We start from the raw sequence: 16,153 nt of genomic DNA, 5'->3' as shown, positions 1-16,153 counted from the left end.
TCGCCCACCCGTCACCCCGTGGTCTCAGTTCTGGTCTCATTCACCTACGTTCAGCTGCGTCCCGGACGCCGCTGGACCCTCCGCTCAGCTGCTGGTCAGGACACTGACGACTACGTCCGAACCCTCTGGCGAACATGTGGAAAGCGTGTTGGGGGCAACCCCTCACGAGTTCGAATCTCGTATCCTCCGCCATTGCTCTCACCGGGCAATACGTCGAAGGCCCCGACCGGGAAACCGGCCGGGGCCTTCGGCGTTCCCGGGTCTCGTGCGCGGTCTCGGTCTCGCTCGGCTCCGGCCCACCACGTCTCGCGCGGTGCGCCGGGGCGGCCCCCGCCCCGGTCCGACAGCAGCACACCTGCGGGGTGAACCCTTCGGTATGCCGCCCCCGTCACCACGGGGTGCGCGATCCTGGATTCCCGTACGGGAATCCCCGTACGGGAATCCCCGTACGGGCCGGACCCGGTCCTCCCGTGCGTTCCCGCCTGGTGAGGTGCCGCCCATGACGTCCCGATCTTCACTGACTGCCTGGCTGGCCGGTCTCGACGGCACGCGGCTGACACGCCTGCTCATGGCACGCAAGGACGCCGTGGCCCTCCCGGAGCCCCGCTCGGTGGAGGAAGTGGCGGAACGCCTTCAGCGGCCCGGGTCGGTGGCGCTCGTTCTGCCGCAGCTCCCGCTGCCGTGCCTGCAGGTGGCCGAAACGCTGGCCGCCCTGGGGACGCTGTCGCGCGGCACCCTGGCGAAGGTGCTGGGCGCGACGGCACTCTCCGCCGCCCGGGAACTCGACGTCGCACTGGAGGTTCTGGCCGATCACGCGCTGGTCTGGCCGGACGGTACGGGGGGACTCCACATGCCCGCGCCGCTGCGGCGGGCATGGGACGCGCCCTTGGGTCTTGACGCTCCGCTGGCGGAGGTCCTGGAGGGCGTGACCTCCGAGGAGCTGCGCGGCATGCTCGTGGCGCTGGGCATCAAGCCGCCCGGCACCAGGCAGCAGCGCGCGGCCGCCGTCCTGGAACACCACGGCGATCCGGAACGCGTCGCCTCCGTGGTCGCGGAGGCCCCCTCTGCCACCCGCGAGCTGCTCGAGCACCGAGCGAGGGCCGCGGCGCGAGGCACGGAGTTCATCGTGTTCGGGGCTCCCCAGGCCGATTCCCGGCCGGGCGAGCGATGGGCCCTGGACCGCGGCTTGCTGGTCCAGGGCCGCCACGGATACGGGCCGTACCTCATGCCCGCCGAGGTGGCGCTGGCGTTGCGCGGGCCCGACTGGCACGCCCCGTTCGAGCCTGTACCGCCCGCCACCGAACTGGTGTCCGTCGCCGCCGCGGAGGTGGACCGAGAGGCCTCGGCAGCGGCCACGGCCTTCGCGGCCCGCGCCGCCTCGGTCCTGTCGGTCTGCTCGGCGGCGCCACCGGCCCGGCTGAAGTCCGGTGGGATCGGCGCGCGCGAACTGGGCCGGACCGGCAAGGCCGCTCATGCCGTCGACGTCGTGGTGCGCATCGCCTTGGAGACCGCGCACTCGGCCGGGCTCCTGGCCGCGGACGGCCACCGCGTCACGCCCACCCAGGAGTACGACGCCTGGGCGGCGCAGGAACCCGCGGCGCAGTTCGCCGTGCTCCTCCAGGCGTGGTGGAACCTGCCGCTCACCCCGTCCTGCGCCCGCGACGCGGACCACAAGGCGCTTCCCGCCCTGGCCGGGGCGCCTCCCTGCGACGGCTGTCTGCAGGCTCGCCATGGGCTCCTCACCGCGGCGGCACGGCTCCCGGAGGGGCTGGGCGCGCGGGTCGCCACGGATCTGGGCCCGCTCCTGGCGTGGCACCGTCCGCTCGCCCACCCGTCGCTCCAGGACGAGACACCGTTCGCCACCGCGGTCCGCGAGGCCGAGCTGATGGGCGTCATCGCCCGGGGCTCCCTCTCCCCGCTCGGTGCGGCCCTGCTGGCCGGTGACGCCGAGGAACTGGCCGCCGAGTGCCGGCGACTGCTGCCCGCGGCCACCGGCACAGCCCGGCTCGGCGGCGACCTCACGGCCGTCGTCAGCGGCACGTCGGCGACACGCCTCGCCGAGCTCCTGGACGCGACCGCGGACCGGGAGACCAGCGGGACGGCCTCGGTATGGCGGTTCAGCGCCCACAGCATCCGACGGGCCCTGGACGCCGGCCGCACCGCGGACGAGGTCGCGGCCGAGCTGGCCGCCCTCGCCGAGGGATCCCTGCCACAGCCCCTGTCCTACCTCATCGCCGATGCCGCACGCCGTCACGGCCGCGTCCGCATCGCCACCGCCGCCTGCGTCATCCACGGCGAGGAGTCGGCGCTCCTGGCCGAACTCGCCGCCCACCGCGGACTCGCGCCGCTCGGGCTGCGGCGGCTCGCGCCGACGGTGCTCGTGAGCGTCGCCGCGCCTGACCAGACCCTCGCCGCGCTCCGGGACCAGGGCTACGCCCCCGTCGCCGAAGCCGCGGACGGGACCGTGCGCGTCGAGAGGGTCCCACCTCGTCGGACCGCCGCTCTTCCGACGCCACGGAAGACCTCCGCGGAGGCCGGCCCAGGACGCGCGGCGCACCGAGCGGCAGAGGTGTCGGCGGTCGTTGACCCGCACGCTGTGGCGGCCCGGCTGCTGAACGCCCCGCCAACCGCCCCGGAGCCCGATCCCTTCGGCTCCGGAGTCGTCTTCGGTACGGATACCGAGGAGATCCTCGCCGGGTACGCCGAGCAGCTGACGTACGCCGACATCCGCCAGCTCGGTCACGCCCTCGACGCCGGAACCGCCATCGCGGTCGCCTACGCCGCCGCCTCGGGCAGCCGCACCGTCCGCACCCTCAGCCGCCTCGCACTCGATCCGCCCTACCTCGAAGCGTGGTGCCACCTGCGGGACGCCGAACGCGTCTTCACGCTGGCCCGCATCCACGGCGTCATGCCGGTGTAGGCCGGCCCGCGCGCACAGCCGAGCCCAAGAGCCGCCACGAGCGGAGCCTGGAGAGCGGCCCGGCCGATCGCGGTCGCCGTCGCACTCGTGCGGCGTTCACCCGGGGCGCCTCAGTGGTGTCGCCTCTTGGACCGCTGGGGAAGGCAGGACTCATCAGACCGCAGCCGGATGTGACGCGGGTCACTTCGACGGCGGGGCCAGTACGGCGACGCGCCGCGACCAGGTGGGGTCCTGGAGCTGGCTGACCATGAAGTGGGCCACGTCCGCGCGGCTCATGCCCGGCATGCCGGTGAAGCGGGCGTGCTCCACGGCCCGGTAGTCGCCGGTGAAAGGGCCGTTGGTGAGGCGTACGGGGTGGACGACCGTCACGTCGAGGCCGCTGGCCAGCAACTCGCGGTCGGCCCGGGCCTTGTCGGCGTAGATCTTGCGCAGCAGCGTGCGGTAGAAGAACCGCTGGGACAGGGACGCGCCGTCGGCGGTGTCGCCGACCACCACGCCGTAGGAGGACAGGAAGACCAGGCGGCCGACCTCCGCCTCCCGCATCGCGGGGATCAGCGCGGCCGCGGTCCGGCCGATGATGTCGGAGGTCAGGTTCCGGCCCGCGCCGATCGTGCACAGGACGGCGTCCTGACCGGCCGCGGCCCGGGCTACGTCCCGCCGGTCCGCCACGTCCGCGACGAGGACCGTGAGCCGGTCGCGGGACCCCTCGTCGGGCCGGGGGAGCTTCTGGGGGCTGCGCACCAGCGCGGTGACGGTGTGGCCCTCGTCGAGGGTCCGGCCGAGGACGTGCAGACCGGTGGGGCCGGTGGCGCCGAGGAGGAGCAGTCTCATGCGCTCAGCCTGACCCGGAGGGCCGTGTCACGCGAAACGCGACACAGGTGTGTGACGCGTGACACGTGATGCACGGCCGCTCGGGGACGAGCCCGCAGGAGTCTCCGGTCTGCCGGGGGTTCCGGGCTACCAGAGGTTGACGCCGTCACCGGCCGGGGGCGCCGCTTCCTCGGGGGCGAGGGCGGGCTGGCACGTGAAGCCGAGCCGGGTCAGCGCCCGGACCACCTCGTTGGCGGTGAAGTCCCGCGGGTCCTGGCGAGTGATGACCTGGCCGACCTGCTTCACCGGGTACACGCGACGGCCGATGGTCACCGACGCGACGGAGGCGGGGGTGATCGGCTGCGGTGCGACGCCCTTCATGGATGCCTCCACTTCGCTCTTGCTCAGGTCGAAGGGGAAGCGGGCGATCACAACGCGCATGGTGGTACCTCCTCGGGGCGGACGCGACCCTGCCCGGCTTTCCGGTCAGGGGTACTACGGGTGACGGGAATGGTTCGGGTGACGTGGAGGGTGCGGGAGCGGCGGCGAGTGCCGCTGCACGCCCGCGCGCGGGGTGCTCGACCGACGGCGGTCGCGAGCCTCAGCTCCAGCGACCACGCGAAGGGGGCGGACCCGGCGGCCGGGTTCCACGTCGGAGCCGGTACGGGGACCAGCGGGCGCCGCGCTCCGGCCCGGTGCCCGGCGGTGCGCCCCGGCGGCGGGAGCGGGATCGCGGGCGGAAGCGGGCTCGGGAGCGCCGTGAACGTGCTGTTCGTGTCCGTGGTGCGGTCCATGAAGAACCCTCCTGGTACGACACGTCGCGGAGGAACGGGCCGGGAAACGAACCGGGGCCCGCACCCAAGGTGCGGGCCCCGGCGAAGTCGCCTCGGCGATCAGACGGTGACGATGTTCTCCGCCTGCGGGCCCTTGGGGCCCTGCGTCACGTCGAAGGAAACCTTCTGACCCTCCTGGAGCTCGCGGAAGCCCTGGGAAGCGATGTTCGAGTAGTGGGCGAAGACGTCAGCGCCGCCGCCGTCCTGAGCGATGAAGCCGAAGCCCTTTTCAGCGTTGAACCACTTCACGGTGCCAGTAGCCATGTCAAATCTCCTTCAAACGGGGCAGTTCCGGGGGCCGCAGTGTGCGAGCCCCGCGTCGCCGCGATGATTGCCCCGTACCGGAAAGCACCGGAAACAAAAAGCGCGTCCGCCGGCTAGAACACCAGGTCGGAAGCGCTTGTCGTTTTTTGGGAACCACAACTGCAACTGATTCGACAGTACCACGCCCTTGACCGGCGCCGCTGTCCGTCAGTTATTCGAATTCGCCTGAACTGGGGGCCCCTTGAACATAGTTTCTGTATCCGCGATAGCAGATATCCCGCCAGTCCCGCGTAGCTCGTTGTTCACCCGCCGGGCCTCTTCCAGCTGGTCCTCCAGCATGACGATGCGGCACGCGGCGTCGACCGGAGCGCCCTGGTCGACCAGCTCGCGGGCCCGCGCGGCGATGCGCAACTGGTGGCGGGAGTACCGGCGATGACCGCCCTCGGACCGCCTCGGCGTGATCATTTCCGCCTCACCCAGGGCGCGCAGGAAGGCGGGCGTGGCGCCGGTCATCTCCGCCGCCCGGCCCATGGTGTAGGCCGGGTAGTCGTCGTCGTCGAAATGATCGGGGTCCGGCGGCTGCGGTTCGGATGGTGGGGATGACACAGAAACCTTTCCGGTCGGTCCGGCCGGAAACCTCCGGCCGATGCCCGGAAGCTATCGAGATTGCTCAATAAAGTCTACTGCCGCTGGAACAGATATTCTCTACTCATCGAACAACCGCCCGGGACCTCCGGGAGCCCGGCCGCTACAGTGCGGGCGTGCCGTCGTACTCGATCGGGCAGGCCGCGAACCTGCTGGGCGTCAGTCCGGAAACCGTCCGCCGCTGGACCGACAGCGGACGCCTGCCCGCGTCCCGCCCCCTTGAAGCGCGCTCCCGTGAAGCAGGCGGGCCCGGAGGCGGGCCCGGAGGCGGATCCGGCAGCGGCGCCCGCGCCATCGACGGGGTCGCCCTCGCCGCCTTCGCCAAGGAACGGGCCACCGGGCTGCACCCGGTGCCGGAGGCCGGGGCGGCCACCTCGGTGCGCAACGCCTTCGCCGGGATCGTCACCGGGGTCCGCGTGGACGACGTGGCGGCCCAGGTGGAGATCCAGTCGGGCCCGCACCGGGTGGTGTCCCTGGTGACCCGGGAGTCGGTCGAGGAGCTGGGCATCGAGGTCGGGGTGACCGTCACCGCCCGGGTGAAGTCCACGAACGTGCACATCGACCTGGCGCCCTGACCGGTTCCATCCGGCCCGGCCCAGCCGGCCCCGGCGCCGGCGCCGATGCCGCGCCCTACGCGCAGCGCAGCGCCGCGTACAGGTCGAGCTTGTGGTCCAGGCGGGACAGGTCCCGGCCGGTCAGCGCCTCCACCCGCTCGATCCGGTAGTGCACGGTGTTGACGTGCAGGTGCAGTGCCTCGGCCGTGCGCGTCCAGGAGCAGTTGTTCGCGAGGAACACCTCCAGGGTCTCCCGCAGCATCCCGTCCCCCAGCGCCCCCAGCGTCCGCGCCCCGAACACCGCCCGTACCTCGGCCGGTACGCCCGCGACCCGCGGGACGGCTCGCTCACCGTCACCATCACGGCCGCGCGCCCCTTCCGCTTCTGGTTCCCGCTGCCGCCCACCGCCGCCGAACTGCGCGCCGCGATCGAGGCCGCCGTCACCGACGCGGACTGGTACGACGACATCCACGGCCTGCCCGCCTGGCGCCGCCACATGGGCCTGCGCCTGGCCGAGGAAGTCCGCCGCGCGCTCTCCCCCGACGCACGCGCCCTCTCGGAGGACCCGATGAGCTTCGAGATCGACATCAACGAATGCCGCTTCGACGCCGAGCCGCGCCCCGGCCAGTGCCTGCGCACCTACCTGCGCGACCGGGGCTGGTTCGGCGTGAAGAAGGGCCGCGACCAGGGCGACTGCGGGGCCTGCACCGTCCATGTCGACGGCCGCCCGGTGCACAGCTGCCTCTACCCGGCCGTCCGCGCCGAGGGCCGCAGCGTCACCACCGTCGAGGGGCTCTGCGAACCGGACGGCGAACTGCACCCCGTACAGCAGAAGTTACTCGACGCGCAGGGCTTCCAGTGCGGCTTCTGCACGGCCGGGTTCCTGATGACCACGGCCGCCCTGGAGGCCGGGCGCGGCACGGCCGCCGACGACGGCAAGTTCGACGACCTGCCGCGTGCCTTCAAGGGCAACATCTGCCGCTGTACGGGCTACCGGGCCATCGAGGACGCCGTACGCGGGGTGAAGCACACCGAAACCCCCCGCGCGGGCCAGGCCGTCGGCAAGAGCCTCGGCGCGCCCGCCGGTCCCCAGGTCGTCACCGGGACCGCCCGCTACACCTTCGACGTCGAGGTCCCGGGGCTGCTGCACATGAAGCTGCTGCGCTCCCCGCACCCGCACGCCCGCATCGTCGGCATCGACACCCGGGACGCCCTTCAGGTCCCCGGCGTGCACGCCGTCCTCACCCACCACGACGCCCCGGAGCGGCTGTACTCCTCCGCCCGCCACGAGCACCCGACCGAGGACCCGATGGACACCCGCGTCCTGGACGACGTGGTGCGCTTCGTCGGCCAGCGGGTGGCCGCCGTCGTCGCGACGAGCGAGCAGGCCGCCGAGGAGGGCTGCCGCCGCGTGGTCGTCACGTACGAGGAACTGCCGTACGTGATCGACCCGGAGGAGGCCATGCTGCCGGGCGCGCCCGTCCTCCACCCCAAGGGCCCCGAGTCGGGGATCTTCCGCGCCGAGAACAACGTGTGCGGTGAGGTCCACCACACGCACGGCGACATGGAGAAGGGCTACGCGGAGGCGGACGTCGTCCTCGAGGAGACCTTCCAGACCCAGCGCGTGCAGCACGCCAGCCTGGAGACCCACGGCAGCGTCGCGTACTTCGAACCCAAGGAGGAGGGCGACGGCGAGCGCATCACCGTCCGCTCCTCCACCCAGGCTCCCTTCCTGACCCGGCGGGCGCTGTGCGCCCTCTACGACCTCGGCGAGGACGAGGTCCGCGTCGTCGCGGGCCGCGTGGGCGGCGGGTCCGGCGGCAAGCAGGAGATGCTCACCGAGGACATCGTGGTCCTCGCCGCCCTGAAGCTGCGGCGCCCGGTGAAACTCGAATTCACCCGGGCCGAGCAGTTCTACGGTGCCACCACCCGCCATCCCTTCAAGATCACCATCAAGATCGGCGCCAAGGCCGACGGCACCCTCACCGCGCTGCGGATCCGGGTGCTCTCCAACACCGGCGCCTACGGCAACCACGGCCCGGCGGTCATGTTCCACAGCGTCGGCGAGTCCTTCGCCGTCTACAAGGCGCCGAACAAGGAGGTGGAGGCGTACTCCGTCTACACCAACGGCGTCCCGGCGGGCGCCTTCCGCGGCTACGGCCTCGGCCAGGTCCTCTTCGCCCTCGAATCGGTGATGGACGAACTCGCCCTCCGGCTCGGCATGGACCCGCTCGTGCTGCGCGAGAAGAACGTCATCGGCCCCGGCGACCCCATGGTGACCCCGATCGGCCACGAGGAGGACCTGTTCATCGCCTCGTACGGGATGAAGCAGTGCATGGACGTCGTGCGCAAGGCCATCGCCGAGGACCGCAGCCACAAGGACGTCCCGGAGGGCTGGCTCACCGGGACGGGCGCGGCGATCGCGATGATCGCGACCGGCCCGCCGGGCGGCCACTTCGCCGACGCCCGGGTCAGTCTGCTGCGCGACGGTACGTACGACATCGCGGTCGGCACGGCCGAGTTCGGCAACGGCACGACCACCGTCCACCAGCAGATCACCGCGGGCGCGCTGAACACCACGGTGGACCGGATCGCGGTCCGCCAGTCGGACACGGACGTCGTCCGCCACGACACCGGCGCGTTCGGTTCGGCGGGCACGGTGGTGGCGGGCAAGGCGGTGCTGCTGGCGGCGGGCTCCCTCGCGGAGCGGCTCCAGACCTTCGCGGCCCGGCACACGGGCGTGGCCCGGCACCTGTGCACGCTGGAGGCCGAGGCCTTCGAGTGCGCGGGCCGGACCGTCACGCTCAAGGAGCTGTACGAGGCCGCGTACGACCAGGGCAAGCTCGACGAGACGGCGGCGGACGGCCACTGGGGCGGCTCGCCCCGCTCGGTCGCCTTCAACGCCCAGTGGTTCCGCCTCGCCGTGGACCCGGACACGGGCGAGATGAAGATCCTGCGCAGCGTGCACGCGGCGGACGCGGGCAAGGTGATGAACCCGCTCCAGTGCCGCGGCCAGGTGGAGGGCGGGGTGGCCCAGGCGCTCGGCGCGACGCTGTTCGAGACCGTACGCGTCGACGAGCGCGGGGAGGTCACCACGGCGGCCTTCCGGCGCTACCGGCTCCCGCAGTACGCGGACGTCCCGCGCACGGAGGTGCACTTCATGGAGACCTCGGACGCGATCGGGCCGCTCGGCACCAAGTCCATGTCCGAGAGCCCGTTCAACCCGGTCGCGCCGGCCTTCGCGAACGCGCTGCGGGACGCGACGGGCGTGCGGTTCACGGAGCTGCCGGTCACCCGGGACGTCGTCTGGCAGAAGATGCGACCCGGATCCAGCTGATCCTCACCCACCTGCGACCCACATCGTGAGATGAACCTGGCAGCTGAGTTTCCGGAACGCGTCCAGCCGGGCATGACGTCCCCATGGGCAAACTCATGCTGCACGGCGACCTGGACCACCCGGTGACCCTCAGCGTCGCCGACCTGCGGGAGTGGCGGGAGCACCGGGCCGAGGTGGTGTTCGACTGCGCCACCAACGGCCCGCAGCGCCACGTCTTCGAGGGCCCGCTGCTGCGCGAGGTGGTGGCGGACGCGGGGCCGGCCTTCAACCCCCGCCGCCGCAAGGACCGTTCGCGCTTCCTGCTCGCGGTGAGCGGCGGGGACGGCCACCACACCGTCCTGTCCTGGGCCGAACTGGACGCCGACTTCGGCGACAGTCCGGTCCTGCTGGCCACCCGCATGGACGGGGTGGACCTCGACGTGGCGGGCAGCCAGCTGGTGGTGCCCTCGGACCGCTGCGGGGCGCGCTACGTCAGCGCGGTCACCCACGTGTGGTTCGGCGCCCTGACCGCGCCGGACCTGGGCACCTGAGCGGCGCCGGACCCCTACGGCCGCGCCCGCCTCAGGTCAGTGCGGGCATCTCACCGACCGTCTTCGTGATGTCGATCAGGGCGAAGGCCGCGCCCTGCTGGTCCGTGACCGCCGCGAAGCGCCCGAAGGGGCTGTCCATCGGCCCGAAGTGGAGCGTTCCGCCGAGTTCCGTGGTCTTGGCGACCGCCGCGTCGCAGTCCGGGACCGTGAAGTAGACCTGGATGTAGGAGGGGATCTCCGGCGGGAACTCGGGGCCCATCTTCATCCGGCCCAGCACCGGGTTCTCGGGTCCGCCCAGGCTGAAGACCTTGAAGTCCATGTCGACGCCCTCCGGGGCCTCGCCGAGGTCGACCTGGTGGGAGCCGTACGGGAAGACCTGCGGAAGGAAGGCGTCCGCCTTGGCCGGGTCCTTGCTGAAGACCTCCGCCCAGCAGTACGCGCCCGGCTCGGCCACCTTCTCGAAGCCCTTGTGGTCCCCCGGCTGCCAGACGCCGAAGACCGCGCCGCTCGGCTCCTTGGCGATCGCCATGGTGCCGAAGGTGCCGACCTGCATCGGCTCCATCAGCACCTCACCGCCCGCCGCCCTGATCTTCCCGGCGGTCGCCGCCGCGTCGGGCGAGGCGAAGTACAGGCACCACTGCGAGGTCCCCTCCTGGCCCGGCATCGGCGGGACCACCGCCGCCACCGCCTTGCCGTCGACGTACGCCTGCGTGTAGTTGCCGTGCTCGCTGGAGGCCTCGCCGAACGTCCAGCCCAGCACCGCGCCGTAGAAGCTCTTCGCACCCTCGACATCGGTGAACATCGCGTCCATCCAGCAGGGCGCGCCTTCGGGGAACTCGGTCATGATCCATCGACTCCTGAGTCGTGCACGGCGTTCGCTACGACGTGACCCGTCGCCTCCTCACGCTAGGCGCGCGGTGCGGCGACCGCGCGGGGAGCGCGGACGCGCGCGACGCTGGGGGCATGGACATCACGATGCGGCTGGCACAGCAGCCGGACGCCGACGCGCTGCTCGGACGCAGCCCGCTGGCCGCGCTGGTCGGCATGCTGCTGGACCAGCAGGTGCCGATGGAGTGGGCCTTCGCCGGGCCCTACACGATCGCCCAGCGGCTGGGGGCGGACGATCTGGACGCGCACGCGATCGCCGCCCACGACCCGGAGGCCTTCGCGGAACTGCTGTCGCGCAAACCGGCCGTGCACCGCTATCCGGCGGCCATGGCGAAGCGGGTGCAGCAGTTGTGCGCGTACCTGGTGGAGCACTACGACGGGGACGCGGCCGCGCTGTGGGCGGACGCGGGGACCGGCGCCGAGCTGCTGCGGCGGCTCAAGGAGCTGCCCGGTTTCGGGGAGCAGAAGGCCCAGATCTTCCTGGCCCTGCTGGGCAAGCGGCTCGGCGTGCGGCCGAAGGGGTGGCGGGAGGCGGCGGGCGGCTACGGGGCCGCCGGGGTCTACCGGTCGGCCGCCGACATCACCGGGCCGGGCTCGCTCGCCAAGGTGCGGGCGCACAAACAGGAGATGAAGGCCGCCGCCAAGGCCGGGAAGGCCGACGGGGCGGCCGGGGCGACGGCCGACTGAGCCCGCCGCCTACGTCGTCAGGGCCGCCTGCAGCGGCCGGCGGCGCAGCGCCGAGCCGTAGACCTCGTCGGCGTCGAGGCGGCGCAGTTCCTCCGCGATCAGCTCGGCGTCGCTCCGTATCTTCAGGGCGACGCTGCGGTCGGGGCTGCCCGGCAGCACCAGCGTGGCCAGCGCCCCCTTGGGCCGGTCCACCCTGATCTCGCCGCCGGTGGTCTCCAGCCGGACCCGGGTGATGACCGGGCCCTCCGTCGTCACCCGGGTGATGGGCACCCCGAGGCGGTCCTCCAGCCAGCGCGCGAGCAGCTCGGCGCTCGGATTGTCGCCCTCGCTCTCGACGGAACCGCCGGTCACGGGGAGCGGTTTCTGGTCCAGGGCCGCGGCCAGCAGCGCCCGCCAGGGGGTCAGCCGGGTCCACGCGAGGTCGGTGTCCCCGGGGGTGTACACACCGGCCCGCTCGTCCAGGATCGCCACCGGGTCCAGGGCCGACTGGGCGTCGGTGATGCGCCGCTTGGCCAGCACGCCCAGCGGGTCGCGGGACGGATCGGCGGGGGCGTCGGCCGGCCAGAACGCCACCACGGGCGCGTCCGGCACCAGCAGCGGCAGCACCACGGAGCCCGCCTGGGCGGTCAGTTCGCCGTGCAGCCGGAGCAGGACGACCTCCCCGCTCCCGGCGTCGGAGCCGACGCGCAGTTCCGCGTCGAGCCGGGTCTGGCGCAGCTTGTGCGGCCCGCGCGAGGTGCGCTTGATGACCGCGATGATCCGGCAGGGGTGCTCGCGCGAGGCCTCGGAGGCCGCGCGGACGGCGTCGTAGGCGTTCTCCTCGTCGGTGACCACGACCAGGGTCAGCACCAGGCCCATGGCCGGACTGCCGACGGCGCGGCGGGCCTCCAGGAGGGCCCGGTTGACCTGGCTTGAGGTGGTGTCGGTGAGTTCGGTCCGCATGCCCACGAGTCTCTCAGCGACGGGTACGGGGACGTCACCCGGATGGCTCAATTCCCCCCTGGAGGACGGAAACCGGGGCCCGGCACGGCCGTGTCCCGGTCCGCGGAATCACCGCCGCCGCTTCGCCGTGCCGTCACCGCCGCCGCTTCGCCGTGCCGTCAGCGCCGCCGCTTCGCCGTGCCGTCAGCGCCGCCGCTTCGCCGTGCCGAAGATCGAGCGGGAGATCTCCCGTCCCAGCTGGGTCCCGACCGACCGGGCCAGTGAGCGGAACAGTCCGCTGCCGACCACCTTCTCGGCGAGCGAGGGGTCCGGCCTGGGCGCGGTGCGCGCCGTCTTCGCGGCCTCCTTCGCCTCCTTCTCGGCCTCGGCGGCGGCCGCGGCCGTCTCCGCGGCGGCCTCGGCTGCCGCCTGGTCGGCGCTGATCCGCTCGTACGCCGACTCCCGGTCCACGGCCTCGGCGTAGCGCGGGTACAGCGGCGAGGCCTTCACCGCCTGGTCGAGGGCGGTCGGCTCGATCGGCCCCATCAGCGACTGCGGAGCGCGCAGCCGGGTGGCGGCGACCGGCGTGGGCGCGCCCTTCTCGCTGAGCACGGTGACCACCGCCTCGCCGGTGCCCAGCTGGGTGAGCAGCTCCTCCAGGTCGTACTCCGAATTGGGGAACGTGCGCACGGTGGCCTTGAGCGCCTTCGCGTCGTCCGGGGTGAAGGCGCGCAGTGCGTGCTGGACCCGGTTGCCGAGCTGGGCGAGGACGTCGGCGGGCACGTCCTTGGGGGTCTGGGTCACGAAGAAGATGCCGACGCCGCGGGAGCGGATGAGCCGGACCGTCTGGGTGATGGAGTCGAGGAAGGCCTTCGAGGCGCCGTTGAAGAGGAGGTGCGCCTCGTCGATGAAGAAGACGAGTTTCGGCTGCTCCAGGTCCCCGACCTCCGGCAGATCACTGAAGAGATCGGCGAGCAGCCACATCAGGAAGGTGGAGAAGAGCTGCGGCTTGTCCTGGACCGCGGGCAGTTCCAGGACGGACACCGTGCCGCGTCCGTCCGCCGCCGTACGGAGGAATTCACTGGTGTCGAATTCCGGCTCTCCGAAGAATTCCGTGGCCCCCTGCTGTTCGAATGCGGTGAGCGCGCGCAGGATCACCCCGGCGGTCACGGTGGACAGGCCGCCGATGCCCTTCAGCTCGGGTCTGCCCTGGTCCGAGACGAGGAAGGCGACGGTCGCCCGCAGGTCCTTGAGGTCGATCAGCTGCAGGCCCTTGGAATCCGCGTAGTGGAAGATCAGGCCGAGGGACTGCTCCTGGGTCTGGTTGAGCTGGAGCACCTTCGACATCAGGACCGGGCCGAAACTGGTCACGGTCGCCCGGACCGGAATGCCGGGGCCGATTCCGCCGAGCGAATAGAACTCGCAGGGATGCCCGGTTGCCCGCCAGTCCTGGGCGACGTCCTTCGCCCGCTCCTCGATCTTCTCGCCGGGGACACCGGGAGCGGAGATTCCGGAAACGTCTCCCTTGATGTCGGCGAGGAAGACGGGCACCCCGTTCGCCGAGAGCTGTTCGGCGATCAGCTGGAGCGTCTTGGTCTTGCCGGTGCCGGTGGCGCCCGCGACCAGGCCGTGGCGGTTGAGCATGGACAGTGGGATGCGGATCTGGTGGTCCGGGAGGCAGACGCCGTCCCAGAGCAGGGCCCCCAGGTCGAGCGCCGGTCCTGTAAAGCCGTACCCGGCGAGGATCCGGTCGGCCGCGGGGGCCGCCGTCGCCGTTTCGTTGCTCTCGTGACTGCTCTCGCTCATGCATCACTCCCGAAATAGCGCTCTCTGCCACTTTTGCACCACGGCGACGAGGCTGCGCCCGCAGGCCCTTGACCGGTAGGCTTTCCGTGTGATCTTCAAGCGCATCGGAAGCGGGCGGCCGTACCCCGACCACGGCAGGGAAACCACCCGGCAGTGGGCGGATGTCGCGCCGCGCCCGGTCCGGCTGGACCAGCTCGTGACCACCAAGGGCCAGCTGGACCTCGAAACGCTGCTCGCCGAGGACTCGACTTTCTACGGCGACCTCTTCGCCCACGTCGTGAAGTGGCAGGGCGACCTCTACCTGGAGGACGGGCTGCACCGCGCCGTCCGCGCCGCGCTCCAGCAGCGCCAGGTGCTGCACGCGCGCGTCCTAGAACTGGGCTGAGCGGCGCCGGGTATCCCCTGGATTGCGCCTTTCGGGTCGGCCTTGGCCTATGAACAGATCATTGAGTAGGCATCGTCACCGGGCCGCACTACGCTGCCGCCCATGAGCATGCTCACTCCCCCCGGCATGGGCGGAAAGTACCGCGTCACGGGAGCCGCCTACCCCCGCATGCACCGTCCCCGACGTCGTCGGCGGATCGTGTTCGCCGTGCTCGGTGCGGTCGTCGCGCTCGCGCTGCTCGGCTACGGGGGGCTGCAGCTCATCGGCGTCTTCCGGGGCGACGGCGGCAAGCGCTCCGCCGCCGCCAAGGACTGCGCGAAGGCCGCCGCGAGCGCGAAACCCGTCGCCAAGACCGACACGGCGGGCGGCGCCGGAGGCAAACCGGCCGCCGGGCTGCCCCAACCCGGCCAGATCACCGTCAACGTCTACAACGCCACCCCGCGCGCGGGTCTGGCCAAGGCCGTCGGCGAGGAACTGAAGAAACGCGGGTTCGTCATCGGCCAGGTCGGCAACGCCCCCGCGGGCTTCGACAAGAAGGTGACCGGCCCCGGGATACTGCTGGGCTCGCCCCGGACGGACAAGGCCGCCTTCTCCGTCCTCGGTGCCCAGCTGGCCGGAGCCACCCCGCAGACCGACACGCGCGAGGGCACGGACATCGACCTGATCCTCGGGGACTCCTTCAAGGAACTGACCAAGAAGGAGGACGCGGACAAGACGCTGGCCCTCCTGGCCAACCCCAAGCCCGCGCCCGCCGCCACCTGCTGACCCCGGCCTCGGCCCTGATCCCGGTACGACAGCGGGACCGCCGGATTCCGGCGGTCCCGCTGTCGTATCCGAACGTTCGGAGGTCCGGAGGTCCGAAGGTCCGGAGGTCCGGCCCTCCGGGCGTGGGGGCGTGCGGCTATTCGGCCGAGCCGTACATGCGGTCGCCCGCGTCGCCCAGGCCCGGCACGATGTAGCCGTGCTCGTTGAGCCGCTCGTCCACGGCGGCGGTCACGACCGTCACCGGCGCGCCCGCCAGCTCGCGCTCCATGACCTCGACGCCCTCGGGCGCGGCCAGCAGCACCACGGCGGTGACGTCGTCGGCGCCGCGCTTGATCAGTTCCTTGATCGCCGCGACCAGCGTGCCGCCGGTGGCGAGCATCGGGTCCACGACGTAGACCTGGCGTCCGGAGAGGTCCTCGGGCATGCGCGTCGCGTACGTGGAGGCTTCCAGGGTCTCCTCGTTGCGGACCATGCCCAGGAAGCCCACCTCGGCGGTCGGCAGCAGCCGCACCATGCCGTCGAGCATGCCGAGACCGGCGCGCAGGATCGGCACCACGAGCGGGCGCGGGTAGGAGAGCTTGACCCCGGTCGTCGGGCCGACCGGAGTGACGATGTCGCTCTGTTCGGTGCGGACGTCCCGGGTGGCCTCGTAGGCGAGCAGGGTCACCAGCTCGTCGGCGAGCCGCCGGAAGGTCGGGGAGTCCGTGCGCTGGTCGCGCAGAGTGGTGAGTTTGTGCGCCACCAGCGGGTGGTCGACGACATGAATCCGCATGACTCCACAGTAACCGGGCGGACCGGGCCCCGGGTC

16 protein-coding genes are annotated in these 16,153 nt (G+C 72.1%); 7 read left to right on the top strand and 9 right to left on the bottom strand.

The window, feature by feature from the left end; translation table 11 throughout:
• Window positions 1-499 precede the first annotated feature (499 nt).
• Window positions 500-2,920 (top strand): helicase-associated domain-containing protein, encoded by a 2,421-nt coding sequence (locus QMF80_RS25990; RefSeq protein WP_283457297.1) that lies wholly within the window; start codon window positions 500-502, stop codon window positions 2,918-2,920.
• Between the two features lie 180 nt (window positions 2,921-3,100).
• Here QMF80_RS25990 and QMF80_RS25985 read toward each other — a convergent pair whose 3' ends face one another.
• The 4 genes from QMF80_RS25985 to QMF80_RS25970 form a co-directional block, all read right to left on the bottom strand.
• Complete coding sequence (locus QMF80_RS25985; protein ID WP_283457296.1) at window positions 3,101-3,751, bottom strand: NAD(P)-dependent oxidoreductase; 651 nt, start codon at window positions 3,749-3,751, stop codon at window positions 3,101-3,103.
• Window positions 3,752-3,877: 126 nt separating this feature from the next.
• Window positions 3,878-4,171, bottom strand: a complete 294-nt coding sequence (locus tag QMF80_RS25980; protein ID WP_283457294.1) for an SCO5918 family protein — start codon at window positions 4,169-4,171, stop codon at window positions 3,878-3,880.
• A 452-nt stretch (window positions 4,172-4,623) separates the two neighbouring features.
• Entirely contained in the window at window positions 4,624-4,827 is a 204-nt protein-coding gene (locus QMF80_RS25975) for a cold-shock protein (RefSeq protein ID WP_283457292.1), read from the bottom strand.
• A 207-nt stretch (window positions 4,828-5,034) separates the two neighbouring features.
• Window positions 5,035-5,433, bottom strand: a complete 399-nt coding sequence (locus QMF80_RS25970; RefSeq protein ID WP_283457290.1) for a helix-turn-helix domain-containing protein — start codon at window positions 5,431-5,433, stop codon at window positions 5,035-5,037.
• Window positions 5,434-5,588: 155 nt separating this feature from the next.
• Between QMF80_RS25970 and QMF80_RS25965 the strand changes: the two genes are divergently transcribed.
• On the top strand, window positions 5,589-6,047 hold the full coding sequence (locus QMF80_RS25965; protein WP_283457288.1) for a TOBE domain-containing protein: 459 nt from the start codon (window positions 5,589-5,591) through the stop codon (window positions 6,045-6,047).
• 55 nt (window positions 6,048-6,102) lie between these two features.
• On the opposite strand, the gene QMF80_RS25960 is transcribed toward QMF80_RS25965, so the two are convergent.
• On the bottom strand, window positions 6,103-6,288 hold the full coding sequence (locus QMF80_RS25960; protein WP_349372241.1) for a PucR family transcriptional regulator: 186 nt from the start codon (window positions 6,286-6,288) through the stop codon (window positions 6,103-6,105).
• A gap of 306 nt (window positions 6,289-6,594) precedes the next feature.
• On the opposite strand from QMF80_RS25960, the gene QMF80_RS25955 reads away from it, so the two are divergent.
• Both QMF80_RS25955 and QMF80_RS25950 read left to right on the top strand, forming a co-directional pair.
• Window positions 6,595-9,363, top strand: a complete 2,769-nt coding sequence (locus tag QMF80_RS25955; protein WP_283457578.1) for a molybdopterin-dependent oxidoreductase — start codon at window positions 6,595-6,597, stop codon at window positions 9,361-9,363.
• An 83-nt stretch (window positions 9,364-9,446) separates the two neighbouring features.
• Window positions 9,447-9,893, top strand: a complete 447-nt coding sequence (locus tag QMF80_RS25950; RefSeq protein WP_283457286.1) for a molybdopterin-dependent oxidoreductase — start codon at window positions 9,447-9,449, stop codon at window positions 9,891-9,893.
• A gap of 31 nt (window positions 9,894-9,924) precedes the next feature.
• Here QMF80_RS25950 and QMF80_RS25945 read toward each other — a convergent pair whose 3' ends face one another.
• Window positions 9,925-10,737, bottom strand: a complete 813-nt coding sequence (locus QMF80_RS25945) for a VOC family protein (protein ID WP_283457284.1) — start codon at window positions 10,735-10,737, stop codon at window positions 9,925-9,927.
• Between the two features lie 119 nt (window positions 10,738-10,856).
• On the opposite strand from QMF80_RS25945, the gene QMF80_RS25940 reads away from it, so the two are divergent.
• Window positions 10,857-11,468, top strand: a complete 612-nt coding sequence (locus QMF80_RS25940; RefSeq protein ID WP_283457282.1) for an HhH-GPD-type base excision DNA repair protein — start codon at window positions 10,857-10,859, stop codon at window positions 11,466-11,468.
• A gap of 9 nt (window positions 11,469-11,477) precedes the next feature.
• Here the strand turns inward: QMF80_RS25940 and opcA are convergent, their stop codons facing one another.
• Both opcA and QMF80_RS25930 read right to left on the bottom strand, forming a co-directional pair.
• The gene (opcA, locus tag QMF80_RS25935; protein WP_283457280.1) at window positions 11,478-12,410 is read right to left on the bottom strand and encodes a glucose-6-phosphate dehydrogenase assembly protein OpcA; all 933 of its coding nucleotides are present in this window, start codon (window positions 12,408-12,410) and stop codon (window positions 11,478-11,480) included.
• A gap of 183 nt (window positions 12,411-12,593) precedes the next feature.
• Window positions 12,594-14,195 carry a helicase HerA-like domain-containing protein gene (locus tag QMF80_RS25930; RefSeq protein ID WP_283457278.1) on the bottom strand — a complete coding sequence of 534 codons (1,602 nt, stop codon included), beginning with the start codon at window positions 14,193-14,195 and terminating at the stop codon, window positions 12,594-12,596.
• 88 nt (window positions 14,196-14,283) lie between these two features.
• Between QMF80_RS25930 and QMF80_RS25925 the strand changes: the two genes are divergently transcribed.
• A complete protein-coding gene (locus tag QMF80_RS25925; protein ID WP_283457276.1) occupies window positions 14,284-14,580 on the top strand; it encodes a type II toxin-antitoxin system VapB family antitoxin in 297 nt (98 codons plus the stop codon).
• 102 nt (window positions 14,581-14,682) lie between these two features.
• Window positions 14,683-15,345, top strand: a complete 663-nt coding sequence (locus QMF80_RS25920) for a LytR C-terminal domain-containing protein (protein ID WP_283457274.1) — start codon at window positions 14,683-14,685, stop codon at window positions 15,343-15,345.
• Window positions 15,346-15,481: 136 nt separating this feature from the next.
• On the opposite strand, the gene upp is transcribed toward QMF80_RS25920, so the two are convergent.
• Entirely contained in the window at window positions 15,482-16,117 is a 636-nt protein-coding gene (gene upp / locus QMF80_RS25915) for a uracil phosphoribosyltransferase (RefSeq protein WP_283457272.1), read from the bottom strand.
• Window positions 16,118-16,153: the final 36 nt, after the last annotated feature.

This window comes from Streptomyces sp. G-G2 (assembly GCF_030063135.1).
Lineage (GTDB): Bacteria > Actinomycetota > Actinomycetes > Streptomycetales > Streptomycetaceae > Streptomyces.
Note: the sequence above shows the minus strand (reverse complement) of the source record. Positions and strands in the feature narration are given on the sequence as shown.

Bases quoted from the DNA above. Each gene is read 5' to 3' on its own strand.
- QMF80_RS25950 (WP_283457286.1), top strand. From the start codon at position 9,447: ATGGGCAAACTCATGCTGCACGGCGACCTGGACCACCCGGTGACCCTC.
- opcA (WP_283457280.1), bottom strand. From the start codon at position 12,410: ATGCGGACCGAACTCACCGACACCACCTCAAGCCAGGTCAACCGGGCC.
- QMF80_RS25980 (WP_283457294.1), bottom strand. From the start codon at position 4,171: ATGCGCGTTGTGATCGCCCGCTTCCCCTTCGACCTGAGCAAGAGCGAA.
- QMF80_RS25955 (WP_283457578.1), top strand. From the start codon at position 6,595: ATGAGCTTCGAGATCGACATCAACGAATGCCGCTTCGACGCCGAGCCG.
- QMF80_RS25990 (WP_283457297.1), top strand. From the start codon at position 500: ATGACGTCCCGATCTTCACTGACTGCCTGGCTGGCCGGTCTCGACGGC.
- QMF80_RS25930 (WP_283457278.1), bottom strand. From the start codon at position 14,195: ATGAGCGAGAGCAGTCACGAGAGCAACGAAACGGCGACGGCGGCCCCC.
- QMF80_RS25985 (WP_283457296.1), bottom strand. From the start codon at position 3,751: ATGAGACTGCTCCTCCTCGGCGCCACCGGCCCCACCGGTCTGCACGTC.
- QMF80_RS25940 (WP_283457282.1), top strand. From the start codon at position 10,857: ATGGACATCACGATGCGGCTGGCACAGCAGCCGGACGCCGACGCGCTG.
- QMF80_RS25960 (WP_349372241.1), bottom strand. From the start codon at position 6,288: ATGCTGCGGGAGACCCTGGAGGTGTTCCTCGCGAACAACTGCTCCTGG.
- QMF80_RS25975 (WP_283457292.1), bottom strand. From the start codon at position 4,827: ATGGCTACTGGCACCGTGAAGTGGTTCAACGCTGAAAAGGGCTTCGGC.
- QMF80_RS25945 (WP_283457284.1), bottom strand. From the start codon at position 10,737: ATGACCGAGTTCCCCGAAGGCGCGCCCTGCTGGATGGACGCGATGTTC.
- upp (WP_283457272.1), bottom strand. From the start codon at position 16,117: ATGCGGATTCATGTCGTCGACCACCCGCTGGTGGCGCACAAACTCACC.
- QMF80_RS25920 (WP_283457274.1), top strand. From the start codon at position 14,683: ATGAGCATGCTCACTCCCCCCGGCATGGGCGGAAAGTACCGCGTCACG.